The sequence below is a fragment of the Citrobacter sp. Cb023 genome (assembly GCF_030336805.1).
Taxonomy (GTDB): Bacteria; Pseudomonadota; Gammaproteobacteria; order Enterobacterales; family Enterobacteriaceae; genus Citrobacter; species Citrobacter braakii.
The window spans coordinates 187,467-212,841 of record NZ_JAOWCV010000025.1; the positions used below are offsets into that span (position 1 = coordinate 187,467).

The following is a 25,375-nucleotide window of genomic DNA, read 5'->3' on the forward strand; positions in this document are numbered from 1 at the left end:
TGATGTAATCATGCCAAAAGCAGAGGAGCACATCATGGGTCAACAGACTAATCGCAATCGCCGCTGGGTACTGGCTTCCCGCCCGCATGGCGCGCCGGTCCCGGAAAACTTCCGTCTTGAAGACGATGAGGTGGCAACGCCGGGTGAAGGCCAGGTTTTGCTGCGCACCATTTTTCTTTCCCTCGATCCCTACATGCGTGGACGCATGAGCGATGAGCCGTCTTACTCCCCGCCGGTAGAGATTGGCGGCGTGATGGTTGGCGGGACCGTGAGTCGCGTGGTGTCATCCAACCATCCTGATTACCAGCCAGGCGAGTGGGTGCTGAGCTACAGCGGCTGGCAGGACTATGACATCTCCGACGGTAACGGGCTGGTGAAGCTTGGCGATAATCCTGAACATCCCTCCTGGGCGCTGGGAGTGATGGGGATGCCAGGATTTACTGCTTATATGGGGCTGCTGGATATTGGTCAGCCAAAAGCGGGGGAAACGCTGGTTGTGGCCGCCGCCACCGGCCCGGTTGGCGCAACGGTAGGGCAGATTGGTAAGCTCAAAGGCTGCCGGGTGATCGGGGTTGCAGGCGGGGCAGAGAAATGCCGACATGCCACCGAGGTCTTGGGCTTTGATGTCTGCCTCGATCACCATGCACAAGATTTTGCGCAACAGCTGGCAAAAGCCTGTCCGCAGGGGATCGATATTTACTACGAAAACGTTGGCGGTAAGGTATTTGACGCCGTTCTGCCATTGCTCAATACCTCTGCGCGCATTCCGCTGTGCGGACTGGTCAGCGGTTACAACGCCACATCGCTTCCAGGCGGACCCGATAGATTACCTTTGCTGATGGCAACGCTGCTGAAAAAGCGAATTCGGATGCAGGGCTTTATCATTGGTCAGGATTATGGTCACCGCATTCAGGAGTTTCAGCGGGAGATGGGGCGCTGGGTTAAAGAGGGCAAAATCCATTACCGCGAGCAAATCACCGACGGTCTGGAAAATGCGCCGCAGACCTTTATCGGCCTGCTGACCGGCAAAAACTTCGGTAAAGTGGTGATTCGTCTTGCAGACGATGCGTAAAACGGATGGCGGGAGTCATTCCCGCCAGTGTTACTCAAAACGCCAGGCCAGATTAATCCCTACGCCATAGTTTCGTCCTGGCGCCGGTTCGTAATATCGACCATTTGCCTCATTCACTATCACCGAACCGACGTAGGACTTATCAAACAGATTATCCACCCGACCGAACAGGTCGATCATCAGACTGCGGTAATAAAATTTATAGCCGGTATTTAAACCCACTACGGTATAGGACGGGGCTTGCGCCGTATTTTCATCATTGGCCATAATGTTGCTCATATAACGAACATCAGTTCCCGCATACCAACCTTCATCAGGCACGTAGCCCAGCGAAGCAAATCCCATGTTTTGCGCAATGCCAGGCAGGCGGTTGCCGTTGCAGTTTTGATCGCCACAGACGTTGCTGCGGTAGGTAGCATCCAGCCAGGTCCATGCAGCTTTTACGCGCCAGCTTGCGGCAAAGCGTTGGTCCCAGGATAACTCACCTCCCTGACGGCGGGTTTTTCCAGCGTTTTTGTAGGTTGTCCGCCCGCCGCTACTGCTGTCAACCACGATCTCGTCATCGGTATCGGTCTGGAATAGCGCTGCGGTAAACAACCCATCGCCGATACGCGTTTTACTGCCGATTTCCACGGTATCGTTTGTGGAAGGCTGTAGGTCAAAATTCATCCCACTTTGGCCGTCGGAGCGGTAAGACAACTCGTTGATGGTGGGCGTTTCGAACCCGCGTCCTGCGGCCAGGTAGACGTTCCAGGCATCGGTGATGGCGTATTTTAACGATCCGGCAGGTAACCACTGGTGATAGCTGGCGTCACCGCTGTCATCTCCGTTACCAGGCGTAATATAGCGATCGTTAGAATCAAACCACACCGAACTGTAGCGAACGCCGGCATCCAGCGAGAGTTTCTGCGTTAATTGCCACTGGGTTTGCAGATAGGGATCGACATTCCACATCAGGTTACGTTCGTTACGTCGTAAGTCGCCTTTCTGACCATATTCTGGCACGCCATCATCAAGGCGAAAGTTGTTGTAGCCTTTACGGTTTTCGCTCATGTTTTCGTAATTCAGACCGGTGGTGAAGGTCACGGGTATGCCCAGTTCGCCACGGTGAGTCCAGCGGTTGTCTATCCCTTGATAATGACGTTGCAGGGTAATAACGCCTCCGGCATGAGAGGGTTTTAACTGCGGGGCCATCGGGATCGACTGATACTGAGTGGTTTCACGCTCGCCTGCATAGGTCATGATGCTGATATCATCCTTCGCGCTAAGCTGGCGTTCATAGCGCAACCCCGCCTGGGTCTGCTTGATGGTTTTTCGCGTGTTGTATTGCTCAGCGCGGGGAGATTGCTGCGGATTGGCCTGCCACTCCGACTCGGTAAGACCACCAGGATCGTCAGCTTTACTCTCTACACTATTGAAAATCAGGGTTAGTTTGCTCGTATCGTCCATGCGCACGCCCAGTTTGGCATTGGCCAGATTTTTTTGTGCGCTGCTGCGATCGCGATAACCATGGGTGGTAAACCGGGTTGTTGAAACGGTGTAATCCACATCCCCTCGCTGTGTACCATCGCCCAGTGCGCCCGTTGCTTTTAACCCGTAGCGCCAACTGCCAAAACTGCCGTAATAACTGCTGGCTTCAATGGTTGGCGGCTCATGTCCCGTTTCAGTGCTGACATTTATCACACCACCAGACGCATTGCCATACAGAGCAGAGAAGGGGCCGCGTAAAACCTCAATATTTTGTACGCTGCTGATATCAATATTGGATGTTTGACCCTGCCCATCCGGCATGGTTGCCGGGATCCCGTCGACATACAAACGAATGCCGCGGATACCATAAGTGGTTCGCGAACCAAATCCGCGAATCGACAACTGGAGATCCTGGGCGTAGTTCTGCCGATTTTGCACCTGCAGCCCAGGGACGCTGGTCAGGGATTCAGACAGGTTAATTCGCGGCGTTGCCAGACGCATATCTTCTCCGTCAACGACGCTGACGGCGGCAGGGGTGTCCAGTTCAGAAACGGACTGTGGTGTCGCGCTAACGATCAACGTTTGATCGTTTATCTCACTTTCTGCCACGGCATAAGGCGAGAGGAAGACAGGCAGTAAAGAAACAGGAAGTGCAGTGTAGCGGGATGCAAAAATCGTCATGAACAAGGCCAGTTAATGATGCTTACGCCGAAACACCAGCGATAAGCGCGTGAATTTTTTTATAAAAGATGAATTTTAGCGCTGCTGAATTGCGCTAATTTTTCGGGCAATGACAACGATTGTAGTCAATATGTGAAGAAGTGCTCCACTTTGAGATGAATAATGATTACTATTCTCATTCTTAAAAAAGGCAAAACCATGATTTTGCTCATTGAAGCTATGTGAAGCAGTAACAAACGAATTTATCAAAGGGAGTCGTCATGTCTTTACGTCATCTGTTTTCGCCGCGTCTGCGTGGTTCTTTACTGTTAGGTTCACTGCTCGTTGCATCATCTTTTACTACGCAGGCTGCAGAAGAACTGCTGCGCAAAGCCGTGGGCAAAGGCGCCTATGAAATGGCATACAGCCAGCAAGAGAACGCGCTGTGGCTGGCGACTTCGCAGAGCCGCAAACTGGATACCGGCGGGGTGGTTTACCGTCTTGACCCGGTCACCCTCGAAGTGACTCAGGTTATTCATAACGATCTCAAACCGTTTGGCGCCACCATCAACAACGCCACACAAACGCTGTGGTTCGGCAACACGGTAAACAGCGCGGTGACGGCAATGGATGCCAAAACGGGCGCGGTGAAAGGACGTCTGGTGCTGGATGCGCGTAAGCGTTCTGAAGACGTTCGCCCACTGCAGCCGCGTGAGCTGGTCGCCGATGACGCCACCAACACGGTATACATTAGCGGTATTGGTAAAGAGAGCGTGATTTGGGTGGTGGACGGTGATGCCATTACATTGAAGGACACCATTCAAAATACCGGCAAAATGAGCACCGCTCTGGCTGTCGACAGCAAGGCTAAACGCCTGTACACCGCCAATGCGGACGGTGAATTCATCACCATCGATACCACCACCAACAAAATTCTCAGCCGTAAAAAGCTGCTGGATGATGGAAAAGAGCATTTCTTCATCAACCTGAGCCTGGACACGGCGGGCAACCGCGCCTTTGTCACCGACTCTAAAGCGGCGGAAGTGCTGGTAATCGACACCCGTAATGGCAACGTCCTGGCAAAAGTCGCCGCGCCGGAATCCCTGGCCGTGCTGTTTAACCCGGCGCGTAACGAGGCCTACGTGACCCATCGTCAGGCCGGCAAAGTGAGCGTGATCGACGCGAAAAGCTATAAAGTCGTTAAAACGTTCGAGACCCCAACATTCCCGAATAGCCTGGCGCTCTCCGCCGACGGTAAAACCCTGTACGTGAGCGTGAAACAGAAGTCCACCCGCGAGCAGGAAGCCACCCAGCCGGACGATGTTATTCGTATTGCGCTGTAATTAACCGGAGGGGGAAACCCCTCCTGTCACTTCTCTAAATCCCCCGATACGCCTCGTTACACCCGGCCAGTAGCCTGACCCACTTCAGGGACTTACACTACGCCCTCAACGGCTAACTGAATAACACGGGAATACCATGAAAAAGCCATTTATCTGTCTTTGTGCAGGCGTAATGCTGTTTACATTGGCAGGATGCACCACCGATTACGTCATGACGACCAAAAGCGGACAAACCATCACCACCCAGGGTAAGCCAAAACTGGATAAAGACACGGGAATGACCAGCTATACCGATCAGGATGGGAATGCGCGGGAAATTAACAGCAACGACGTAGCGCAGTTGATTGAAGCGAACTAAAAAAGAAGGCCTGAAGGATTAACCTGTCAGGCCTTCTGCCGTTATGGCGCGGTGCGGTGGATCTCTGCAACGCGTTTACGCACGCCGAACCAGCCTGCGACCAGCAGGATGGCAATCAGCGGTAATGACGCGATGGTATAGGTGCCGTTTGGATAGTCAAACGCCATCAATACCAGTACGCTCAGCAGGAACAGCAGCGTTAACCACGAGGTAAACGGTGCGCCCGGCAGTTTAAAGCTGACGTCTGCCGTTTTACCTTCTTTTATGGCCCGGCGCAGACGCATCTGACAGACCATGATAAATCCCCACGACGCAATAATGCCCAGTGACGCGAAGTTCAACACGATCTCAAACACCTGTGACGGCACCAGATAGTTCAGGAATACCCCGACGACATACACGACCAGCGTGGCGAGGATCCCGGCCCAGGGCACCTGTTGACGGCTCATTTTAGCCATGAATTTCGGTGCCGAACCGCCCATCGACATGGAGCGTAAAATACGCCCGGTGCAGTACAACCCTGAGTTAAGGCTGGAAAGCGCCGCGGTGAGCACCACAATATTCATGATACTGCCAATGTACGGCACGCCCAGTTTGGAAAAGAAGGTAACAAACGGGCTTTGCCCCGCCTGATAGGCGTTCCAGGGCAGTAGCAGAACCAGCAGCACAACAGAACCCACATAGAACAGACCAATACGCCAGATAACGCTATTGATTGCTTTCGGCACCATCGTTTGCGGATCTTTGCACTCACCGGCGGCGGTACCCACCAGTTCAATAGAGGCAAAGGCGAAAACCACACCCTGTACCAGTACCAGCGCAGGCAACAGGCCATGCGGGAAGAAGCCGCCGTTGTCGGTAATCAGGTGAAAACCCGTGGCGTTACCATCCAGCGGCTTTCCGGTACCTAAAAAAACGGTACCCACCACCAGGAAGATCACAATTGCCAGTACCTTAACCAGCGCAAACCAAAACTCCATCTCCGCGAACCACTTCACGCCGATCATGTTCATGGTACCGACAATAGCCAGCGCGCCGAGGGCAAACACCCACTGCGGCACGTCGCCAAATGCGCCCCAGTAGTGCATATACAACGCCACCGCGGTGATATCGACAATGCCGGTCATCGCCCAGTTGATGAAGTACATCCAGCCAGCCACATAGGCGGCTTTCTCACCTAAAAATTCACGGGCGTAGGAAACGAAGCTACCGCTGGAAGGGCGATGTAAAACCAGTTCGCCGAGCGCGCGCAGTATAAAGAACGAAAAAATACCGCATACCAGATAGACCAGCGCCAAAGCCGGGCCGGCCATCTGCAGGCGTGCGCCTGCCCCTAAAAACAACCCGGTACCAATTGCGCCGCCAATGGCGATCATTTGTACCTGTCGATTGCCCATCGCTTTGTGATACCCCTCTTCGTGAGCATTCAACCAGCGTCGTTTCGCCGCATGTTGTTCCGCGGCTTGCGTGTTGTTTGTGTTCATTACGATTCCTGTTGACCTGACAAAAATACAACATCCTTTTTGCCGCACCTGCTGCGGCGAAAACAGCCTTACCCTTCATTGTGTTACGGGGGAAAACTGCCGGCCGAGCATCCTACATTCAATTGATTGGTTCCGCAAAGCCCCGGTAACAAGAATTCAGCATTTTTATGCAGCCGGTACTGGCGCGGTGTGGCCTCGATTCAGCCAATAAAAGAGAAGGGCGTTTATACCTGTAGAGGTTCTACGCCGGAACCGCCGAAACCCAGTTTAAGTCCGGCAACAAGAGTATCCAGATCGATAAGTTCATTGCTGCTCTGGAAGGTGTAATGCCCGTTCACTAAAATGTGCTGCCAGGCCATCGGTGATATCCGGGTCAGCGCCTCGACGCCTTTGGTATTATCTTCGGCTTCCAGTCTCTCCAGCAAACGTGACAGGATCTCGGAGTTGTAATAAATGATCGCATTGGAGATCAATCGCCCACACTGGGTACTGATGTCCGTTTCAGTATCATTTTTCCCTGTTAACTCTTTCTTACCGCCGACTTTGGCGACTGATGCACGTAACTGGTGATAAGATTAAACGCGATTCTGGGAGCGACGGATATTGCGTTCCAACTGCGGGTCACGCAGATACTTCAGCGTGTAAATACTGCGAACCAGCCGATCGTATTCAAATATCGCCTGTCTTGTCGGGTTGGCCGTTGTATATGTACATAACTTGCGGATCAGCGTTCCCTGCGTCATTTCCTTCAGCCCCGGCGTGGCGACGATGCGATCAAGATTGCTTTTTTCGCGTGTGATAAGGTCCAGAACAATCTGCCCGCAGGCTGGATCAGGCATTTTTTATATGCTGACGAATCCTTTTATCGGACGCTTTCCCGAGAAAAGTATTGAAAAACTGGATGTAATGAAATTAGCATGGAGCGGTTATGTACAACAACAATGAAGTCATCAGTTACCTACAGGCTAACAGGATCCTTGCATTAAAGCTCGATCATGCAGTTTCTGCCGTCGGTCAGCAGGTTACAAATCAAGTTGAAACCTTGGGAAAGGGCGCTACCCGTCTGCTGTATTACACGTCCTGCTTTACCGATGAATATAATGATGTTTGCCAGCAGCAAAAAACGGAGGATCTGCGCTTCAGGAATGCTGTTATTCGCATTATCCAGCATGGTGACGTTGTCTATGAAATGCTTCGTGTCTACTTTGAAGAAGTATTCAAATACAAAACTAATGCCCAATTAGAGCATATAAAAAAAGCACTTATGGCTGTAAATGTTCATATCGCGGCCAGCACCCTTACCGGTGCGGGGTACGCTTTAGCGGTCGCTACCAGCGTCCGTATCGGATTGCATCTAAGTATGCAACTCAGTGCTCTTACGGGACGTGCAGCGGGTACGACTGCGGGGGTTGTGGCCACGTACGGCTTGGTTCAGAAAGCGGCGGATAGTGCTCGTCGTCTACACGTCCAGTATCCAGCTTATTACTCTGCACTTTACATGCAACAACTGGATATGATGTATTTCCTGATTGAACCGGTATTTGAGCGCGCGGGCGCACTTGAAGCGCAATGGTCATCTGATTCCGGTATAGCAAATATCATCACCCGGATGATCAGATAACCATGATTCGATCACTAAAGAAATTTCTACTGTGGCAGCTCAGGTTTTTATCATCGCTGTACGGACCTGTAATTTTTACGATTATTTTCGCATTGCTCCAGGGATATTTTTTCCCTGACAGCCCTGTCTGGCCTACAGGCGTATTCGCCATAGTTATGATTGTTATTTTCACGCGTTACTGTAAATGGTGACAGCGTTAATATCACAGTTACTTAAATCATCACTGATAAGGAAATTATATGTCTACTCCCGCTCATTTATGGCTTGAAGATGAAAATGGAGCGCCGATTGTTGGCAGTTGTTTAATGCCCCTGCGTTTGGGTTCCATCGAATTAAAATCATTTTCGCACGGCGTAACCATTCCAGTAGACCCCAATTGGGGCAAACTTACAGGGACGCGCGTTCATAGCCCGATCACGATAGTGAAGGAATTTGATCAGACAACACCGCTCCTGTACCGCGCTGTCTGTGAAGGCCGAACCATGAAGAAGGCGACAATCAAGATGTACCGTATCCTGGAATCGGGCATCGAGGCGGAGTATTTCAATATCATTCTGGAAAACGTCAAGTTCACAACGGTTGCGCCATACCTGTCACCTAACGGTATGAGTAGTACTCACCTTGAAACGCTCGAGTTGCGTTATGAGGCGATTACCTGGAAGTATACGGAGGGTAATATTATCTATCGAGACTCATGGAACGATCGTTGTTGTGCCTGATGACGAGGGGCACCAAAGGAGGAAAGAAAATGGTCGACTTAACTTCTGAACAACGGCAGTTGGCGAAGATAGTTCATGATAATGATGATGCTCAATTATTGCGGGCTGTTATGACTATATGGATGCCTTTAAACGGGGGATGGACAGCGCTTCAAAAGTCCAGATGCCTGCAATACCCTGGATATTTCGCTTTGCAAAATGGATGGAAAGGCTGGCTCAGGGCATTGCTGATGGAGTCATTGAGGTACCGAAAGATCACTAAAAGCAACGGACCGGAAATTTCGGCGGTTCCGGCGTAGAGCCCCATGTAGAGGAGTGCGCTTATCGAGACATTCACCCAATAAGCGCCGTAACGTTATGCCGATACGCCAAAGACCTGAACGGCCTGCTGTAAGCGTGATGAACGCTGGGTCAGATCGGCGGTGGCGTCGGTGACGCGCTCCACCATCTCGGCATTATTGTGTGTCATGGTGCCAACGCGTGAAATTGAATCGTTAATCAGATCCAAAGCCTGGGTTTGCTCACGCGTGGCCAGACTAATGTCTTTGATCATCATCGACATCTGCAGTACATCCCCAATCATCCCGGTGAGATGCGTTTCCGTTTGCTCCACCATTTTGACGCCGCTATTAACATTGGCGACGTTCTTCTCAATAAGCTGTTTGATCTCTTTTGCCGCAGACGCCGAGTGTTGGGCCAGATTGCGGACTTCTGCCGCAACAACGGCGAAGCCACGCCCGGATTCCCCGGCTCGCGCGGCTTCAACCGCGGCATTGAGCGCCAGAATATTGGTCTGAAAGGCGATGCTGTCGATCACGCCAATGATGTCAACGATCTGCCCGTTGTCACGCGATATCGCCTGCATCATGGCGATAGTTTGTTTCATGATATCGCCGCCTTCTGCAGCGTTGGCGCTGGTTTTATCGGCCATGGTCATGGTATGTGCTGCCGTCTCAGCGGTTTGTTGTACCGCGCTACCAATTTCTTCAATGGCCGCAGCGGTTTGTTGCAGGTCGGCAGAGGTTTCTTCTGAACGCTGATGCAGCGCCGTACCTTCTTTTGACACCCGCTGACTGATAGCGCGAATACCGGAAATTTGCGTACTGACGTCATCGACCAGAGAATTCAGATTAAGCCCGGACTGATTAACCAGTCGCATTAGCATTCCGATCTCATCCACCCGATTTAAATGACAGTTATCAGGTTTACGTCCGGACACCACTTTCTTCATTTGCGTCAGGAGCGTATTAACTGGCTGACAAATTTGATACTTAAGGTAAATAGCCAGCGCCAGAAATAACACCAGCAAGCCACCCGACTGAATAAATGGATTAAACGGGGCGAAGATAAATAGCAAAGCGAGCAGGGCCGTCACCCCTAAAGAATAATTGACGCGCTGGCTGATATTCAGCCATTTAAACATGGAAGTCCATGCCAATAAGCCGCGACGAATGATAATCCCTTTAAAAAGTCGAAAGCCTTTAAACTGCTGACTATTCATTTTTTGGTATAAACTTTCGCTGTGAGTTATTTCATCACGCGAAGGAACGGTACGCACGGAGATGTAACCGGTGAGTTTTTCATTGTGCCAGACCGGCGTAACGTTGGCGCGAACCCAGTAATGGTCACCATTTTGGCGGCGGTTTTTCACCATACCCGTCCAGCTGTCTCCCTGCTGTAGCGTGTACCACATATCGGCGAATGCAGCGGGAGGCATGTCAGGATGGCGAATAATATTATGCGCTTCGCCCATTAATTGATCTTCGTTAAATCCGCTGGCATCGATAAAAGCAGAATTAGCGTAGGTAATATGACTTTCTTTATCCGTCGTTGAAAGCAGCGTCGCTTTGTCGTTAAGTGCGTGCTCAATTTGTGTAACGGGCATGTTACTTTTCATAGAGGCCCCATAATGATATGCATAATCCATACAAAAATTCCCGCAATAAAATCGGGAGGAATATTAAAAAGCCGTTTTAAACCGTTTTAATAAGAAACGCTGCATTCTCTACTAATCATCATTTCTGTGGAAGTATTTAAATTAAAAAATCTCTGTGGAATATTCATTCAGGGTCATAAAACTGAAACATTTTATACAACCGCATAACGTTTTAAGTCATTTAACCTGACTTAACGTAAATCGCGTTAAAAAACGTTTTCGCAAAAAGAAAACTGGCATGAAATGATTTGGATGTTATTCCCATGAGACCAACGCCCCTATTATATTTTGTAGGCCATACATTCCGTGTGTTTTCAGTTTCGTGTTCCGACCAGTACAAGGCGATCCGAATTTTAACCCTGACAGCGTCAGGGCTGGTTATCTACTTTTTAGCTGAGCAAATGTGAATTAAATGTTTCTGCATGGTTATCTGATAATTTAATAATAATGACATGTTAACAAGCATAGGCCCGTAACATGTCATATCGCCTGAGTATTCTGGATAAAAGCCCCCTCGGGGAAGGTGAAACCGCCGCGATGGCGCTTGCCCGGACGTTACGTCTGGCGCAGCAGGCAGAAGAGTGGGGATACCATCGTTTCTGGATCGCGGAACACCATAATACGCCACAGCTGGCCAGCCCATCACCGGAGCTGGTGATTGCCTGGATCCTCGGGCAAACCCAGCGTATTCGTGTAGGCTCCGGTGGCGTGATGCTGCAACATTACAGCCCGTACAAAGTGGCGGAAAACTTCAATCTTCTGGCCTCGCTGGCACCCGGGCGTGTCGATCTCGGCGTAGGGAAAGCCCCTGGCGGTTTACCACTGTCGACTCAGGCACTACAGCAAGGAGTGCATCAGGATGAAAAAGGCAGTTTTGCCGACCAACTTTCCCAGCTTAACGACTGGCTAACGCTGAGCGGCACGGAAAGCGGGGAAACGGTATTTCCGACGCCAATCCCACCGATACCGCCGGAAGGGTTTGTCCTGGGAGCCAGTGTGCAAAGCGCACAGTTAGCAGCGCAATTTAATTGGCATTTTATCTTCGCGGCACACCTCAACGGTGACCGCGCGTTATTGCGTGACGTTTTGTCCTTCTGGCAGACCCACAGCGCACGTCCAACGATAGTTGCCGTCCAGGTGATTGTGGCTGACAGTAACGATACCGCCGCGCAGCTTGCGGAAAACGTGCAAATCTGGGGCGTGGAGCTGGAGAATGGTCAACGTGTCACGGTAGCCAGTGAAGAGCAGGCGCTGGCATTCGCCGCGCAGGCCGGCAGTCCGCCACGCAAAATCGCGCGTCGTGAGCAGGCGTTGTTACACGGCACGGCTCAGGAGGTGATGGCGAAGCTGAATGCCCTGCATACGCAATTTGGCATTGAGGAGTTCATTATCGACACGCCAGTGGCGGAAGGTCACGCGCGTCTGACATCGCTGCGGTTGTTGGCGCAAGCCCATAACGCCGTGGAGGTGCTCTGATGACTCTGGCCTCAACGCTTATCAACTGGCGTCGTGAATTACACCAGCACCCGGAGCTTTCCCTGCAAGAGTCGGCAACGACGGCGCGCATTCACGCCTGGCTGCACGCAGCGGACGTCGAGATTTTGCCGTTCGACCTGAAAACCGGTCTGGTCGCGGAAATCGGGCAGGGAGAAGATGTCATCGCGCTGCGAGCGGATATCGATGCGCTACCGATAGAAGAAAGCGCCGATGTGCCGTTTCGCTCCCTCACTCCGGGAGTGATGCATGCCTGCGGGCATGACGTCCACACCAGCGTCATGCTGGGCGCCGCGCTGCTGCTTAAACAACAGGAAACACACTTACCGGGTCGAGTACGTATTTTGTTTCAGCCCGCTGAAGAGAGTTTCAGTGGCGCAAAAACGCTGATCCGCGCCGGTGCGCTGCACAACGTTGCGGCTATTTTTGGCATGCACAATGAGCCAGGTTTACCAGTGGGGGAATTTGCCACACGCGGCGGCGCGTTCTATGCCAACGTCGATCGCTTCGTGCTGCGTATTAATGGCAAGGGCGCACATGCGGCGCGTCCGCATGAAGGCAGAGATGCCATCCTGCTCGCCAGCCAACTGGTCACGGTGTTGCAAAGCGTTGCCAGTCGCGACGTTAACACACTGGATTCAGTGGTGCTTAGCGTGACCCGTATTCAGGGAGGAAATACATGGAACGTGTTGCCAGAATCCGTTGAGCTGGAAGGGACGCTCAGAACGCACCGGACTTCGGTGCAGCAGCAGGTTAAAGCACGGGTTAATGACATCGCCGCCGGTTTTGCCCACGCCTTTGGCGCACAAATCGACGTTATCTGGCATGCGGGGCCGACCGCGTTGGTAAACGATGCACGTTGGGCCGATATCGCCACCGCCGTGGCGAAACAATCAGGCTACACCACCCACCATGCCGACCTGCATATGGGCGGCGAGGATTTTGCTGTCTATCTGCAAAATACGCCTGGGGCATTTGTCAGTATTGGCAGCGCCAGTGAATACGGATTACATCACCCGGGCTTCAATCCGGACGAACGTTTAATTGAACCTGCCGCGCATTACTTTGCACAGTTAGCAAAAACGGCATTCGCACATCTTTAAGTTTACCTGTTGGGTAGGGGTTATTATGGCTGAAAATCGGCAACTACGGCTCGGCACTATTCTGCATGGCGCAGCGGGAAATATGTCCGCATGGCGTCATCCGGCGGCACAGGCCGATGCCAGTATTAACTTTGATTTTGTCAAAGAGACGGCGCTTATTGCGGAAAAAGGGAAGCTTGATTTTATTTTTGTCGCCGATGGTCTGTATATTAATGAAAAATCAATCCCACACTTTTTAAATCGCTTTGAGCCGCTGACGGTATTATCTGCTTTGGCCAGCATTACCCAAAATCTGGGATTGGTTGGCACGGTATCCACGTCATACAGCGAGCCGTTTACTACCGCACGGCAGTTCGCCAGCCTTGATCATCTCAGCCAGGGGCGAGCCGGATGGAACGTGGTCACGTCACCTCTGGAGGGTTCGGCAAAGAACTATTCCCGTGCCCAGCATCCAGAACATGCCTTGCGTTATCGTATCGCCGATGAATATTTACAGGTGGTGAAAGGACTGTGGGATTCCTGGGAAGATGATGCTTTTACCCGTAATAAGGCAAGCGGAGAATTTTTTAATCCGCAAAAACTGCACACGCTTAACCATCATGGAGATTATTTTCAGGTCGCAGGGCCGTTAAATATTGGGCGCACGCCACAAGGCCGTCCGATTATATTCCAGGCGGGCGCTTCACAGGATGGTAAGAAATTAGCGGCGCAGCATGCCGATGCTATTTTTACCCATCAGGAGTCGCTGGCGGAGGCCAAAGAGTTCTATCAGGATGTAAAAAGCCAGTTGGCCTACGCCGGGCGACATCCCGAACAACTGCATATATTCCAGGGCGTCAGCGTGATTGTTGGCGACAGCGCAGAGGATGTTGAGCAGCAGTATCAGACTACCGCTGCGCTGGTCTCTATTACCGACGCGCTGAACTACCTGGGCCGCTATTTTGAACATCATGATTTCGCCCAATATCCACTGGACGCACCGTTCCCGGATTTGGGTTCCCTTGGACAAAACAGCTTTCGCAGTACGACTGATGAGATCAAACGCAACGCGCGTGAGCGTGGCTTAACGCTACGCCAGGTTGCTCTGGAAGCGGCCAGCCCACGCCCACGTTTCAGCGGCACGCCGCAACAGGTTGCCGATGGTCTTCAGCAGTGGTTCGACGAAAAAGCCGCAGACGGTTTTATCATCCAGGGGGGAACGCCAGATACCTTCCCACGTTTTGTCGAACAGGTTGTCCCCGTGCTTCAGGCGCGTGGCCTGTTCCGTCATGAATATCCCGGTACGACCCTGCGCGCAAGCCTGGGACTCGCGACACCTGCAAACCAATTCACACAATAAGAGAAAAACGCTATGCAGAAAAAATCAGTCTTCCTCGCGCTGTCACTGGCTTTCAGCGCTAACGTCTGGGCAAATGATGTGACTATTAACGGTACAGGCGTAAGCCTGGAAGCCAATAAAACGCCAATCAATACGGCAAAAAATCCGCAGGCGATTGCGCAGTTGCCCGCGAACCTGCACCTGGCCGTGCCGGGTAAATTCACCGTGGCGATTGCCGGGTTAAGCCAGCCGCCGCTGACCGTCTTTGCCGATGACAATAAGACACTGATCGGCAGCGAGGCGGACATCGCTCGTCTGGTGGCTGACAGTCTGGGGCTGGAACTCAACGTCGTGCCCACGTCATGGGAAGACTGGCCGCTGGGCGTCACGTCCGGCAAATATGATGCCGCGATCAGCAATATTACCGTCACCAAAGCCCGCAAAGAGAAATTCGATTTCGCGACGTATCGTAAGGACTCCCTTGGCTTCTATGTCAAAACCGGCAGTAAGCTGAAAAAAATCGAGCAGGCGGAAGATATCGCCGGTCTGCGCATCATCGTCGGTTCGGGGACAAATCAGGAAGCCATCCTGCTCGCCTGGAACAATGAGAACGTGAAGAAAGGGTTGCAGCCGTTTACGCCGGTGTATACCAAAGATGATGCCGCGCAAACCCTGGCTCTGCAGTCAGGCCGCGCCGATGCTTACTTCGGTCCTAACGTTATCGGCGCGTGGAAAGCTGCACTCAACGGTAAAACGCAACGGGTGGGCAGCGTTGATGGCGGTTGGCCAAAAGCGGCACACATCGCTGTGACGCTGAAAAAGGACAGCGGTCTGGTTCTGCCGGTACAAACCGCCCTCAACGGCGTAATTGGCAACGGCGACTATGACAAGGTGCTGAACCGCTGGGGAGAAGGGGTGGAGCGTATTCCGCAATCTGAAATCAACCCGGCCGGTTTAGGCGACTAAGGAGGTCATCGTGAGCGATCAATTTCGCGTGGTCTCACCTGAAGCCAGCGAGCTGCAGCCAATTTTGAACGGTCTGTTCGGTGAATATGCCGCTCGTTATGGCGATTATTTTTCTCGCGACGCTGAAGTGGAGCTGACCGAATGGTATCTGGCACCGCAGGGACTTTTCGTGGTACTGGAGCGCAGCGGCGAGATTATCGCCACCGGGGCCTACAAACCTTACGACAAAGACACGGCCGAGATTAAGCGCATCTGGACGAAAAGCAGCCTGCGTCAGCAGGGGCTGGCGGCGCGCGTGGTGCAAGAGCTGGAACGCAGGGCGCTGCTGGCGGGCTACAGCCGGATTTATCTGACCACGGGATTTCGCCAGCCGGAGGCCGTGCGACTTTATTTAAGCCAGGGCTACGATCCGCAATTTGATACAGCGCGCGATCCCGAAGAGTACAGCCTGCCACCGTTTGATGGCCGGCTGCGCTTTACCAAACTGTTGACCATCGCCGGTCAGGCCAGAATAGCCTGAGGAGAGAAGATGAAAACGACGGAGAGTATTAAAGTCGTACCGGCGCGCTATCCGATGCGCACCGCAGGTGCAGTCATTGCCTTGTTTGTCCTGGCGGTGATTATCCAGTCCGTGGCGTTTAATCCGCGCTGGGAATGGGGCGTGTTTGCCCGTTGGTTCTTTGATCCGGTTATCTTGTCCGGCCTTGGGCAAACTCTGCTACTGACGCTTATCGGTACGCTGTTGAGTATTATCATCGGTGGTCTGCTGGCGCTGTCACGACTTTCATCTTCCTGGTTGCTGAACGGTCTGGCATGGGGATACATCTGGCTGTTTCGTTCGTTACCGCTGATTGTGGTGCTCATCGTTTTGTACAACTTCTCCTATTTGTACGACACGCTGGCGATTGGTATTCCGTTTACTCCCATTCAATGGGGCAGTTTTGAGACCATCAATGTGCTCGGCCAGTTTTCCACCGCGGTGGTTGGCCTGACGCTGGTGCAAAGCGCCTATACCGCTGAAATTATTCGTGGTGGATTTTTAGGGGTTGACCACGGCCAGTACGAGGCAGCGGCAGCGCTGGGCTTACCCGCATGGCGACGTACGCTGCGGATTATTCTGCCGCAGGCGCTGCGCACCATTTTGCCTGCTGGCTTCAATGAAATCATCAGTCTGGCGAAAGGTACGGCGATGGTATACGTGCTGGCAATGCCAGAGCTGTTCTACACCATCCAGATGATCTACAACCGCACGCAGGAAGTGATCCCGCTGCTGATGGTGGGTGCGGTGTGGTATCTGGTGATCACCAGCGTCCTGTCGTTAATTCAGCACCTGGTCGAACGCGCGCTGGCCCGCAGCGAGCGACGTTCAGCAATCAATACCGCCCGGGTGAGCCGTGCAGAAAAACGCAACCGTCAACGTCCGCAGCAGGAGGCCGTCCATGTCCCACTCGCCTGAAGGCCATATTTCCATTACCGGCGTCAGCAAATACTTCGGTCGCCACAAAGCGCTGGATAATGTGTCGCTGGAGATCCCTCCCGGAACGGTAACGGTTATTCTTGGCCCGTCCGGTTCAGGGAAATCCACACTCTTGCGGACGATCAACCATCTGGAGCGCGTCGATGAAGGGTTTATTCAAATCGATGGCGATTACATTGGTTATCGTCGGCAGGGAGACAAGCTGTATGAGCTGAAAGAGGCGGAAATTTTGCGCCAGCGCGTTAACGTCGGCTATGTGTTCCAGAATTTTAATCTGTTTCCGCACTTAACGGTGCTGGAGAATTTGATTGAAGCGCCCATTGCGCACGGTCTGGCATCGCGTAAAGCCGCCACCGAGCGGGCATTAACTCTGCTTGATGCCGTTGGCCTGCGTAATAAAGCCGATGCCTGGTCGCGTCATCTCTCCGGCGGTCAGCAGCAGCGTATCGCTATTGCCCGTGCGCTGGCGCTAAATCCACGCGTTATGCTGTTTGATGAACCCACTTCAGCGCTGGATCCTGAACTGGTAGGCGAAGTTCTGGATGTCATCAAAGCACTGGCGCAGTCGGGAACCACGCTGGTTGTGGTGACGCACGAGATTGGGTTCGCCCGGGAAGTGGCGGATCAGGTGGTGTTTATGGTCGATGGCAAAATTGTCGAACAGGGCAGCAGCGAGCAGGTGCTGAATCATCCACGCCACACGCGCACCCAGCAGTTCTTGTCGAAAGTGCTGTGAACTTGCAGGGAAAGATAGGCAGGTCTGCATAGACTGACGAATGCTGCTCTACACTTAGGGTTTTAACTTTGGGGGGTTGCAGCATGATTAAGGTCTATGGGGTGCCGGGCTGGGGATCGGCCATCAGTGAAGTGATGCTCACACTGGCGGAGATCCCTTACAGCTTTATTGATGTTGATGGTTTTGACCGCGACGGGCCTTCGCGGGAGTTGCTTAAAAAAATGAATCCGTTGTGCCAGGTGCCCACACTGATACTGGAAAATGGTAACGTGATGACGGAAACGGCGGCGATCGCCCTGATGATCCTCGATCGTTGTCCTGAACTTGCGCCACCCGTTGGGCACGCTGAGCGCCAGCAGTTTCAGCGTCTGTTGATATGGCTGGTGGCAAATGTCTATCCAACGTTTACCTATGCCGATTATCCACAACGCTGGGTACCAGACGCCGCGGCGCAGTTGAAAAAGAACTGTATTGAGTACCGCAAATCGCTTTATATGTGGCTGAACGACCAGCTAAGCGCTGAGCCGTATGCGTTTGGCGATCAGCTAACACTGCTGGACGTTTATATTGCCGTTATGCGCACCTGGGGGCCGGGGCATGACTGGTTTCAGGACAACACGCCCAATATCAGCGCTATCGCTGACGCGGTTTGCCAGCACCCGCGACTGCGTACTGTACTGAAAAATAATAAGATTATTTGAATAAAAAAACGCTGTTCCGCAGGAGTGCAAATCCCGGAACAGCGGGCGAACTATCGCCATAAGCTTACATTACGCGACGGACGGGCTCAGCGTAATACGATCCAGCGGCCCCACGATAAACAGATAAGAAATCAGGCCAATCAGCCCCATCGAACCGACGTACAGAATGGCGTAATCGAATGACTGGGTATTCGCCAGAATGACGCCGATCACCAGCGGCGTGATAATACTCGCCATATTGCCGCACATATTGAATACGCCGCCAGCAATGCCGAGCACTTCTTTTGGTGAAGTATCGCTAAGTACGCACCATCCCAGATTGCCAAAGCCTTTAGCGAAAAATGCCAGACTCATCGCCGCGATGACCACAAATTCTGACGAGGTGTAGTTAGCGATAACGATGACACAGGAAAGTAACATTCCGCAGATAACGGGTAGCTTACGAGCAACCGTCAGGCTGTAGCCGCGTTTTAATAGCCAGTCTGAAAAAACGCCCCCTAACAATCCACCGATAAAACCGGCAATAGCAGGAATACTGGCGACAAACCCCACTTTAAGGATCGACATTCCTTTAGCCTGATACAGATAGGTAGGAAACCAGGTCAGGAAGAACCAGGTGATTGACGTCACGCAGAACTGCCCGATGTAAACGCCAATCATCATGCGGTTGACGCAGACGCTTTTTATTTGCGCAAAGGTAATCTTCTGTGGCTCTTTTTTATTTCCCAGCGACGGTTCGCCACCGCCTTCCCGGATATAGTCAATTTCCTGCTGGTTTACCTTCGGATGATGCATAGGATCTCTGACTTTTACCAGCCAGAAGATGCCAAGAATAACGCCAATCGCCCCAATGTAATAAAAAACAAAGTGCCAGCTGAGATTATGCAAAATAATCGTCATTAACGGTGTAATTACCCCTAACGAGATATATTGCGCGGCCTGATAAACTGAGGTGACAAATCCTCGTTCGTTATTAGGAAACCACTGCACGCTTAATCGGCTGTTGGCAGGAAAGGCCGGAGCCTCAATGGCACCCATCAGTAAACGTAAGATTATCAATACCACAAGTGGACTGGCGTACAGATAAATAGTGCCCTGAAACATGGTCACCAGCGACCAGCCAATCAGGGCGCAGCCGTATACCAGACGAGAACCGTAGCGATCAAGTAGCCAGCCGCCAGGCAATTGCATAATGACATAAGAAATACCGAAGGCAGAAAATGCCAGCCCCATTGCTTCGGGATCAAAACCTAATTCTTTGCTCATAATCGGAGCCACGACGGATAACGTCGCGCGATCGGCGTAATTAAATACGGTGGCAAGAAACAGAAATATCAAAATACCGTAACGCACTTTTGTGCGCTTTATTATTGTGTTCATCACCCACTCCTTTCATAAGGTTGAGAGCGTTTCTGTAGGGAAGAGGGCGGGTATTACTTACCCGCCAAATAAATTAAGGACGTTTACCAAACTCGCAGGTTAATTGCGTCCAGCGGCGTGTCTGCTCGCTGATGCTGAACCCCAGACCGTGACGGTCGGAAACCCACATCCGACCATCGCGCAGCTCAAGCTGTTCATTAAATAACGGGTTCAGCCATTCGAAATGTTCCAACCATGGCTCAAGCGGGTAAGCGGCGGACAGATGCAGGTGAACTTCCATGGCAAAGTGCGGAGCCAGTTTGCGACCGTGTTTCGCCGCCAGGTCCATAATTTTCAGAAACGGTGAAATTCCCCCCACACGCGGTGCATCGGGCTGCACAAAATCACTGGCATTACCGAGGATCAGCTGTTCATGTTCGCGGAAACTGGTCAGCATTTCACCGGTAGCAATCGGGGTATCAAGCGCGGCGGCCAGTTGGGCGTGACCTTCCACATCGTAGGCATCCAGCGGCTCTTCAATCCAGATCAGATTGAACTGCTCCATTTTTCGTCCCATACGAATGGCGGTTTCTCGATCCCACTGCTGATTGGCATCGACCATCAGCGGGAAGTCATCGCCCAGCGCTTCACGCACCGCGGTTAAGCGGCGAATATCCTCGGCGCAGTTTGGCTGACCAACCTTGAGTTTGATGCCGCCAATGCCGTTTTCACGGGAAATAACGACGTTTTTGAGCACCTGATCCAGCGGCGTATGCAGGAATCCGCCGGAGGTGTTGTAACACTGCACGGAGTCCCGGTGTGCACCCAATAGTTTTGCCAGCGGCAACCCTGCTCGCTTGGCCTTCATATCCCACAAGGCGATATCGATAGGGGAGATAGCCTGAACCGCCATGCCGCTGCGCCCTACGGAAGCTCCAGCCCACAGCAGCTTGGTGTAGATCTTGTCGATATCGTTTGGATCTTCGCCTAACAGGTTATCGGCAATTTCTTTGGCATGAGCATAGATTCCCTGGCCGCCAGCCCGTTTGGAGTAACTAAATCCAACGCCTTCAAACCCGTCGCGACTGCGGATCTCCGCGATAATAATGGCGACTTCGGTTAGGGGTTTCTGGCGACCGGTCAGCACTTTGGCATCGCTCACGGGTGTTGCCAGAGGAAGGAAAGCCAGGGACAGCTTAACCCACTCGATACGGTCGCCGGTTTCAGCCGCGGTTTTTGCATTGGCTGATTTGGCATACGTTACGGCATCGGAATTCGCACTTAATGACATTTTAATCTCTCCTGGTGATAACAAATGATTGCGCTAACATTTTTAGTGTTAGCGCAATCATTGCGCCAGCGAATTGAATGCGTTTTGAACAATCGCTCACAAATACTGAGACAAAAGGGCAGTAACTTGTAAACAGCATCACATTCCAATACTTTATGGGTAAATGCACAAGTCATTATGATGGCGCTATCATTTCAGATGGCGCTAATTAACTAAGCTGCTGTTTTCTCAGCGTTATCGTAGAGGGGCGCTGGCAATAGCCGAAATCATGATGAATAATGCCAGGATAAATCAGCGATTTTTGACAAGGGCATCGACAGTGAAAAATCCCAGACCTCCGCGCGCACCCACGCTGGAAGATGTTGCCCGTACCGCGGGATTGTCGCCCATGACGGTGAGCAGGGCGTTGAATACCCCGCAACTGGTGCGCCCGAGAACAGTAGAAAAAGTGATGCAGGCGGTACGCGCCACTGGCTATATTCCCAACGCGCTGGCCGGGGGGCTGGCGTCGCGTCGCAGTAAGCTTATCGCTGTGGTTGTCCCACAAATTAACAACAATATGTTTGTCGATACCATTCAGTCATTAAGCGATGAACTGGCTGAACGCGGATATCACATCTTGCTCTGCGTGTCGGGTTATACGCCGCAAACAGAGGCTGAGCTGGTGGCGACGCTGCTTTCTCGTCGCCCGGATGGTGTAGTGCTCACCGGTATCCATCATACCGCCGAGCTGAAAAAGGTGATTCTTAATGCGGCCATCCCGGTCGTGGAAATTTGGGATTTAACGCCAACGCCCATCGATATGCTGGTGGGGTTTTCGCATGAAAAAGTCGGGCAGGCGGTAGCAGACTATTTGCTGGAAAAAGGGTATCGCCGTCCTGGTTTGCTATGGACCGCCGATCGCCGGGCTGGCCAGCGTAAACAAGGACTGTGCGATGCGCTGAGCCGTCATGGTATTGCGGCTGGCGCACAGGTGGATGTCCCGCTTCCTGCCTCTCTGGCATTGGGGCGTAGCGGGTTGGCACAGCTATTGGCTGAACGCGCGTTTGATGTCATCGTCTGTAGCTCAGATACGTTAGCCCAGGGGGCGATCATGGAAGCCGAAAGCCGTGGTCTACGCGTGCCGCAGGAATTAGCGGTAATCGGTTTTGGCGATCTCGACTTTGCCGCCAGTAACCGACCTGCCATCACCACCGTCAGCGTCGACAGACGGGCTATTGGACAACGCGCCGCCTCTCTGCTTGCCGATCGTATCGAACAAATTCCGCGTGAAGACGATATTATTGATGTTGGATTTCACCTGGTGGAACGAGAATCCGCATAAGTTACCTGCATCCCAAAACAATAAGGAATCTGCTATGCCGCACGTCGATATCAAATGTTTTCCTCGCGACCTGAACGACGAACAAAAATCCGCGCTGGCGGCGGATATTACCGACGTCATTATTCGTCATTTGCAAAGCAAAGACAGTTCAGTGAGTGTGGCGCTTAATGAAATTGAGCCCGAGGCGTGGCAGGGCGTGTGGGATGCGGAGATTGCGCCGCAGATGGCCAGGTTGATTAAAAAACCCGGCTACAGCATGTAAGACAAAATGGGCGGATTTTCCGCCCGTTTTGTCGTGCCATTATTCAGTTGCTGTTATGAGTTTTCCACTGGTGACAAACGTTCCGGCCCCAAGATGATGCAGGGTATTGAGCTTGCCATCATCAAACTGCCAGCGTCCTTCCACGAAGGCTCGCTCATCAGCGGCAGCCGAGACCACTTCACCAAACAGCGTGTCATATTTTTCCTGTGCCGCAGTGGCAGGCAACAGGCGACACTCCATCCAGGCCAGACATTTTGCTTCAATCAGCGGTAAACCCAGTACCGGTCCCTGCACCACGGGAATGCCGTAGCAATTGAATTTATCTTCCACACGACCGGAAACGCTGCCTACGGCCCAGGTCCAGTTGGCGGCGGCAACGCCCGGAATAACGATGCCGAATTTGCCGCTACGTTCAATGAGCTCCCGTGACCAGGCGGTCTTGTCGACAACAATCGCGATCCGCGGTGGTTCAAACTCCACGGGCATTGACCACGCGGCAGCCATCACATTTCGCCGCTCGGTATGCTCATCCCGGCTGGTGATTAATATCGTTGGGCCGTGATTTAGCAACCGACTGGCATGTTTTAATTCGATCGGACGAAAATGGCTCATGGATGCTCCTTGGCTGAGAGATAACACACCACAATAAACATAGATATTAACGGTATTAGCGATTTTGTCGCCTCGTCTGGAGGAACAACGCACAAAATCGACGGCGCAAAATTAAAAATGCGTTATAAGTACTGCATTAATTGAACAGGAACTCCGTATGACGCCTTTTTTAACCGCTTATTTTGCCCGTATTGGCTGGTCAGATTTGGCCAGGGTCAACATTGAAACCTTACGGGCGCTGCATTTACTGCACAACGCCGCCATACCTTTTGAAAACCTGGATGTATTGCTTCCAAGAGAGATGCAGCTTGACGATTTGTCATTGGAGGAGAAGCTGGTGACGGCGCGTCGCGGCGGCTATTGTTTTGAACAGAACGGAGTATTTGAGCGAGCGCTACGCGAAATCGGTTTTACCGTACGCAGTCTGCTCGGACGTGTGGTACTGGCGAACCCGTCAAGCCTGCCACCGCGCACGCATCGTCTGTTGCTGGTTGAGTTGCAGGGAGAGCAGTGGATCGCCGACGTTGGCTTCGGCGGGCAAACGCTGACGGCACCGATTCGTCTGCAGGCGAACATTGAGCAGAAGACACCACACGGCGAATATCGGCTGATTCAGGAAGGTGAAGACTGGATCCTGCAGTTCCGTCATCACGAACACTGGCAATCAATGTACCGTTTCGACCTGGTCGTACAGCATCAGAGCGATTATCTGATAGGCAACTTCTGGTCCGCTCACTGGCCGCAATCGCATTTTCGCCATCATCTGTTGATGTGTCGTCATCTGCCCGACGGCGGGAAATTAACGTTAACCAATTTTCATTTCACCCATTATCAGGATGGACACGCGGTAGAACAGATTAATCTGCCTGACGTCCCCAGTCTGTATGCCTTGTTGCAGGAGCGGTTTGGCCTGGGCGTGGATGACGTGAAGCATGGCTTTACCCAGGATGAGCTGGCGACGGTAATGGCGGCGTTTGATACGCATCCGGACGCGGGGAAATAGGGGCATTGGAATTAGTGCCGGATTGGCGTAATCGCCTTACCCGGCCTACGGGAACAATTAAAAATCTATCGCCCATTCTGCGTGAAACAGGATCACCGCCGAACCGGTAATGGTGACTTTTTCTGGCTGGTTATCACGGATAGTCACCGTCACATCAACAATACCGTCGCGCCCGAGCGCACGGCCCTGATGTCCCTGAACACGTAACGTTTTCCCATCATGCGCCATCTGCCCATGGTGAACCAACCACGCGCCCATTGGACCGTTGGCATTGCCGGTAACCGGGTCTTCCACAATCCCAATTGCAGGCGAAAACATGCGGCCATCGGTGGCGTTTTCGCCCGGGCGGATTTGAAAAGGAAAGAAGCCGTTACAGCCAATTTGTTGGCTGATGGCTGTCAAAGCCTGCAAATCAGGGGAAAGGGCGTCGAGGTCCACCTCGGGCTTGAGCGGAATCATCACTTTCGAATGCCCGGTGGTAGCAACCTGAATCGGCAAGCCTGCCAGCATATCGTCTTCGCTCAGGTGTAGGGCCTCGATAATCGCACTACGAATAACCCCTTCCAGCGGAGGTTCAAATCCGGGTACGCCTTGTTCAAGGCTAATACGATAGTCATTCCCGGTAGCTTCGATATCCACCCGATGACGACCAGCCAGCGAGGTTTGCCAGACTGTACTGTTGCCCAAGCCAAGCACGTTTGCCCGCACATAATGTGCAGCGACGGTAGCATGCCCACAGATAGGAACTTCTACCGTCGGCGTGAAATAGCGGATGCGAACATCGCTGTCGTCGCTGGTCAGCAGGAAAGCGGTTTCCGAATGACGCAGCTCGCGAGCAATGAGTTGCATCTGCGTTTCGCTCAGTCCGTCAGCATGCAAAACCACGCCTGCTGAATTGCCGCGAAAGGGTACCGAGGTAAAGGCATCGACGTGGTAAACCTGTGGTTTCATTAACGTTCTCCCTGGAATGGAGAAGCATCATAACGTGCAAAATGCCGGATGGCGACGATCGCTATCTTATCCGGCCTACGGTGCCTGGTTGTAGGCCGGATAAGGCGTGTCGTCA

23 protein-coding genes and 2 pseudogenes are annotated in these 25,375 nt (G+C 52.4%); 17 read left to right on the plus strand and 8 right to left on the minus strand.

Features of this window, described 5'->3' with window-relative positions:
* The first annotated feature begins 34 nt into the window (after window positions 1-34).
* Window positions 35-1,072 carry an NADPH-dependent curcumin/dihydrocurcumin reductase gene (curA, locus tag OGW44_RS02215; RefSeq protein WP_016156570.1) on the plus strand — a complete coding sequence of 346 codons (1,038 nt, stop codon included), beginning with the start codon at window positions 35-37 and terminating at the stop codon, window positions 1,070-1,072.
* A 30-nt stretch (window positions 1,073-1,102) separates the two neighbouring features.
* Here curA and pqqU read toward each other — a convergent pair whose 3' ends face one another.
* Complete coding sequence (gene pqqU, locus OGW44_RS02220; protein WP_049271594.1) at window positions 1,103-3,223, minus strand: TonB-dependent receptor PqqU; 2,121 nt, start codon at window positions 3,221-3,223, stop codon at window positions 1,103-1,105.
* Window positions 3,224-3,483: 260 nt separating this feature from the next.
* Between pqqU and yncE the strand changes: the two genes are divergently transcribed.
* Window positions 3,484-4,545 carry a 7-bladed beta-propeller protein YncE gene (gene yncE / locus OGW44_RS02225; protein ID WP_046275590.1) on the plus strand — a complete coding sequence of 354 codons (1,062 nt, stop codon included), beginning with the start codon at window positions 3,484-3,486 and terminating at the stop codon, window positions 4,543-4,545.
* 136 nt (window positions 4,546-4,681) lie between these two features.
* Window positions 4,682-4,903, plus strand: coding sequence for a YgdI/YgdR family lipoprotein (locus tag OGW44_RS02230; protein WP_003020157.1), 222 nt, complete (start codon window positions 4,682-4,684; stop codon window positions 4,901-4,903).
* Between the two features lie 41 nt (window positions 4,904-4,944).
* Here the strand turns inward: OGW44_RS02230 and ansP are convergent, their stop codons facing one another.
* Window positions 4,945-6,387: an L-asparagine permease gene (ansP, locus tag OGW44_RS02235; protein ID WP_003833088.1), complete on the minus strand. Its 1,443-nt coding sequence runs from the start codon at window positions 6,385-6,387 to the stop codon at window positions 4,945-4,947.
* 224 nt (window positions 6,388-6,611) lie between these two features.
* Window positions 6,612-7,246 (minus strand): annotated as a pseudogene (locus OGW44_RS02240) (Tn3 family transposase); the annotation flags it as partial.
* Between the two features lie 69 nt (window positions 7,247-7,315).
* Here OGW44_RS02240 and OGW44_RS02245 point away from each other — a divergent pair.
* From OGW44_RS02245 to OGW44_RS02255, 3 genes and pseudogenes are all read left to right on the plus strand, one after another.
* A complete protein-coding gene (locus OGW44_RS02245; protein ID WP_185654622.1) occupies window positions 7,316-8,008 on the plus strand; it encodes a hypothetical protein in 693 nt (230 codons plus the stop codon).
* 239 nt (window positions 8,009-8,247) lie between these two features.
* Window positions 8,248-8,727: an Hcp family type VI secretion system effector gene (locus OGW44_RS02250; RefSeq protein WP_053389794.1), complete on the plus strand. Its 480-nt coding sequence runs from the start codon at window positions 8,248-8,250 to the stop codon at window positions 8,725-8,727.
* Between the two features lie 29 nt (window positions 8,728-8,756).
* Window positions 8,757-8,989 (plus strand): annotated as a pseudogene (locus OGW44_RS02255) (hypothetical protein).
* 93 nt (window positions 8,990-9,082) lie between these two features.
* On the opposite strand, the gene OGW44_RS02260 reads toward OGW44_RS02255, so the two are convergent.
* On the minus strand, window positions 9,083-10,624 hold the full coding sequence (locus tag OGW44_RS02260; RefSeq protein WP_053389793.1) for a methyl-accepting chemotaxis protein: 1,542 nt from the start codon (window positions 10,622-10,624) through the stop codon (window positions 9,083-9,085).
* A gap of 516 nt (window positions 10,625-11,140) precedes the next feature.
* Here OGW44_RS02260 and OGW44_RS02265 point away from each other — a divergent pair.
* The 8 genes from OGW44_RS02265 to OGW44_RS02295 all read left to right on the plus strand — a co-directional run bounded on the left by OGW44_RS02265 (window position 11,141) and on the right by OGW44_RS02295 (window position 18,458).
* A complete protein-coding gene (locus OGW44_RS02265; protein WP_185654621.1) occupies window positions 11,141-12,139 on the plus strand; it encodes an MsnO8 family LLM class oxidoreductase in 999 nt (332 codons plus the stop codon).
* On the plus strand, window positions 12,139-13,260 hold the full coding sequence (locus OGW44_RS02270; RefSeq protein ID WP_185654620.1) for an amidohydrolase: 1,122 nt from the start codon (window positions 12,139-12,141) through the stop codon (window positions 13,258-13,260). Before OGW44_RS02265 ends, OGW44_RS02270 begins: the two co-directional genes overlap by 1 nt.
* Before the next feature lie 25 nt (window positions 13,261-13,285).
* Window positions 13,286-14,599, plus strand: coding sequence for an LLM class flavin-dependent oxidoreductase (locus tag OGW44_RS25730; RefSeq protein WP_016153133.1), 1,314 nt, complete (start codon window positions 13,286-13,288; stop codon window positions 14,597-14,599).
* Window positions 14,600-14,611: 12 nt separating this feature from the next.
* Window positions 14,612-15,544 carry an ABC transporter substrate-binding protein gene (locus tag OGW44_RS25735; RefSeq protein WP_185665814.1) on the plus strand — a complete coding sequence of 311 codons (933 nt, stop codon included), beginning with the start codon at window positions 14,612-14,614 and terminating at the stop codon, window positions 15,542-15,544.
* Window positions 15,545-15,554: 10 nt separating this feature from the next.
* Window positions 15,555-16,064: a GNAT family N-acetyltransferase gene (locus OGW44_RS02280; RefSeq protein WP_016153131.1), complete on the plus strand. Its 510-nt coding sequence runs from the start codon at window positions 15,555-15,557 to the stop codon at window positions 16,062-16,064.
* Window positions 16,065-16,073: 9 nt separating this feature from the next.
* On the plus strand, window positions 16,074-17,000 hold the full coding sequence (locus tag OGW44_RS02285) for an amino acid ABC transporter permease (RefSeq protein ID WP_185654619.1): 927 nt from the start codon (window positions 16,074-16,076) through the stop codon (window positions 16,998-17,000).
* Complete coding sequence (locus tag OGW44_RS02290) at window positions 16,984-17,757, plus strand: amino acid ABC transporter ATP-binding protein (protein ID WP_016153129.1); 774 nt, start codon at window positions 16,984-16,986, stop codon at window positions 17,755-17,757. The genes OGW44_RS02285 and OGW44_RS02290 overlap by 17 nt, the downstream gene beginning before the upstream one ends.
* A gap of 83 nt (window positions 17,758-17,840) precedes the next feature.
* Window positions 17,841-18,458: a glutathione S-transferase family protein gene (locus OGW44_RS02295; RefSeq protein WP_016153128.1), complete on the plus strand. Its 618-nt coding sequence runs from the start codon at window positions 17,841-17,843 to the stop codon at window positions 18,456-18,458.
* A gap of 69 nt (window positions 18,459-18,527) precedes the next feature.
* Here the strand turns inward: OGW44_RS02295 and OGW44_RS02300 are convergent, their stop codons facing one another.
* Complete coding sequence (locus tag OGW44_RS02300) at window positions 18,528-19,838, minus strand: MFS transporter (protein ID WP_016156557.1); 1,311 nt, start codon at window positions 19,836-19,838, stop codon at window positions 18,528-18,530.
* Between the two features lie 73 nt (window positions 19,839-19,911).
* On the minus strand, window positions 19,912-21,108 hold the full coding sequence (locus OGW44_RS02305; protein ID WP_016153126.1) for an L-talarate/galactarate dehydratase: 1,197 nt from the start codon (window positions 21,106-21,108) through the stop codon (window positions 19,912-19,914).
* 271 nt (window positions 21,109-21,379) lie between these two features.
* Here OGW44_RS02305 and OGW44_RS02310 point away from each other — a divergent pair, with 271 nt between their 5' ends.
* Together OGW44_RS02310 and pptA are read left to right on the plus strand one after the other, a co-directional pair.
* Window positions 21,380-22,432, plus strand: a complete 1,053-nt coding sequence (locus OGW44_RS02310; RefSeq protein WP_233628821.1) for a LacI family DNA-binding transcriptional regulator — start codon at window positions 21,380-21,382, stop codon at window positions 22,430-22,432.
* Window positions 22,433-22,466: 34 nt separating this feature from the next.
* Window positions 22,467-22,694, plus strand: coding sequence for a tautomerase PptA (gene pptA, locus OGW44_RS02315; RefSeq protein ID WP_016156554.1), 228 nt, complete (start codon window positions 22,467-22,469; stop codon window positions 22,692-22,694).
* A gap of 39 nt (window positions 22,695-22,733) precedes the next feature.
* On the opposite strand, the gene OGW44_RS02320 is transcribed toward pptA, so the two are convergent.
* Window positions 22,734-23,306 carry a flavin reductase family protein gene (locus OGW44_RS02320; RefSeq protein ID WP_109018153.1) on the minus strand — a complete coding sequence of 191 codons (573 nt, stop codon included), beginning with the start codon at window positions 23,304-23,306 and terminating at the stop codon, window positions 22,734-22,736.
* Window positions 23,307-23,463: 157 nt separating this feature from the next.
* Here OGW44_RS02320 and nhoA point away from each other — a divergent pair, with 157 nt between their 5' ends.
* Window positions 23,464-24,309, plus strand: a complete 846-nt coding sequence (nhoA, locus tag OGW44_RS02325) for an N-hydroxyarylamine O-acetyltransferase (protein WP_185654618.1) — start codon at window positions 23,464-23,466, stop codon at window positions 24,307-24,309.
* A gap of 57 nt (window positions 24,310-24,366) precedes the next feature.
* Here the strand turns inward: nhoA and OGW44_RS02330 are convergent, their stop codons facing one another.
* On the minus strand, window positions 24,367-25,260 hold the full coding sequence (locus OGW44_RS02330; protein ID WP_047417415.1) for a PhzF family isomerase: 894 nt from the start codon (window positions 25,258-25,260) through the stop codon (window positions 24,367-24,369).
* Window positions 25,261-25,375 lie beyond the last annotated feature (115 nt).

Coding starts and splice junctions, on each gene's coding strand:
- OGW44_RS02285 (WP_185654619.1), top strand. CDS start 16,074: ATGAAAACGACGGAGAGTATTAAAGTCGTACCGGCGCGCTATCCGATG.
- OGW44_RS02230 (WP_003020157.1), top strand. CDS start 4,682: ATGAAAAAGCCATTTATCTGTCTTTGTGCAGGCGTAATGCTGTTTACA.
- yncE (WP_046275590.1), top strand. CDS start 3,484: ATGTCTTTACGTCATCTGTTTTCGCCGCGTCTGCGTGGTTCTTTACTG.
- OGW44_RS02295 (WP_016153128.1), top strand. CDS start 17,841: ATGATTAAGGTCTATGGGGTGCCGGGCTGGGGATCGGCCATCAGTGAA.
- curA (WP_016156570.1), top strand. CDS start 35: ATGGGTCAACAGACTAATCGCAATCGCCGCTGGGTACTGGCTTCCCGC.
- OGW44_RS02260 (WP_053389793.1), bottom strand. CDS start 10,624: ATGAAAAGTAACATGCCCGTTACACAAATTGAGCACGCACTTAACGAC.
- OGW44_RS02320 (WP_109018153.1), bottom strand. CDS start 23,306: ATGAGCCATTTTCGTCCGATCGAATTAAAACATGCCAGTCGGTTGCTA.
- OGW44_RS02310 (WP_233628821.1), top strand. CDS start 21,380: ATGAATAATGCCAGGATAAATCAGCGATTTTTGACAAGGGCATCGACA.
- OGW44_RS02270 (WP_185654620.1), top strand. CDS start 12,139: ATGACTCTGGCCTCAACGCTTATCAACTGGCGTCGTGAATTACACCAG.
- OGW44_RS02330 (WP_047417415.1), bottom strand. CDS start 25,260: ATGAAACCACAGGTTTACCACGTCGATGCCTTTACCTCGGTACCCTTT.
- pptA (WP_016156554.1), top strand. CDS start 22,467: ATGCCGCACGTCGATATCAAATGTTTTCCTCGCGACCTGAACGACGAA.
- nhoA (WP_185654618.1), top strand. CDS start 23,464: ATGACGCCTTTTTTAACCGCTTATTTTGCCCGTATTGGCTGGTCAGAT.
- OGW44_RS02245 (WP_185654622.1), top strand. CDS start 7,316: ATGTACAACAACAATGAAGTCATCAGTTACCTACAGGCTAACAGGATC.
- ansP (WP_003833088.1), bottom strand. CDS start 6,387: ATGAACACAAACAACACGCAAGCCGCGGAACAACATGCGGCGAAACGA.
- OGW44_RS02265 (WP_185654621.1), top strand. CDS start 11,141: ATGTCATATCGCCTGAGTATTCTGGATAAAAGCCCCCTCGGGGAAGGT.
- OGW44_RS02290 (WP_016153129.1), top strand. CDS start 16,984: ATGTCCCACTCGCCTGAAGGCCATATTTCCATTACCGGCGTCAGCAAA.
- OGW44_RS02250 (WP_053389794.1), top strand. CDS start 8,248: ATGTCTACTCCCGCTCATTTATGGCTTGAAGATGAAAATGGAGCGCCG.
- OGW44_RS02305 (WP_016153126.1), bottom strand. CDS start 21,108: ATGTCATTAAGTGCGAATTCCGATGCCGTAACGTATGCCAAATCAGCC.
- pqqU (WP_049271594.1), bottom strand. CDS start 3,223: ATGACGATTTTTGCATCCCGCTACACTGCACTTCCTGTTTCTTTACTG.
- OGW44_RS02300 (WP_016156557.1), bottom strand. CDS start 19,838: ATGAACACAATAATAAAGCGCACAAAAGTGCGTTACGGTATTTTGATA.
- OGW44_RS25730 (WP_016153133.1), top strand. CDS start 13,286: ATGGCTGAAAATCGGCAACTACGGCTCGGCACTATTCTGCATGGCGCA.
- OGW44_RS25735 (WP_185665814.1), top strand. CDS start 14,612: ATGCAGAAAAAATCAGTCTTCCTCGCGCTGTCACTGGCTTTCAGCGCT.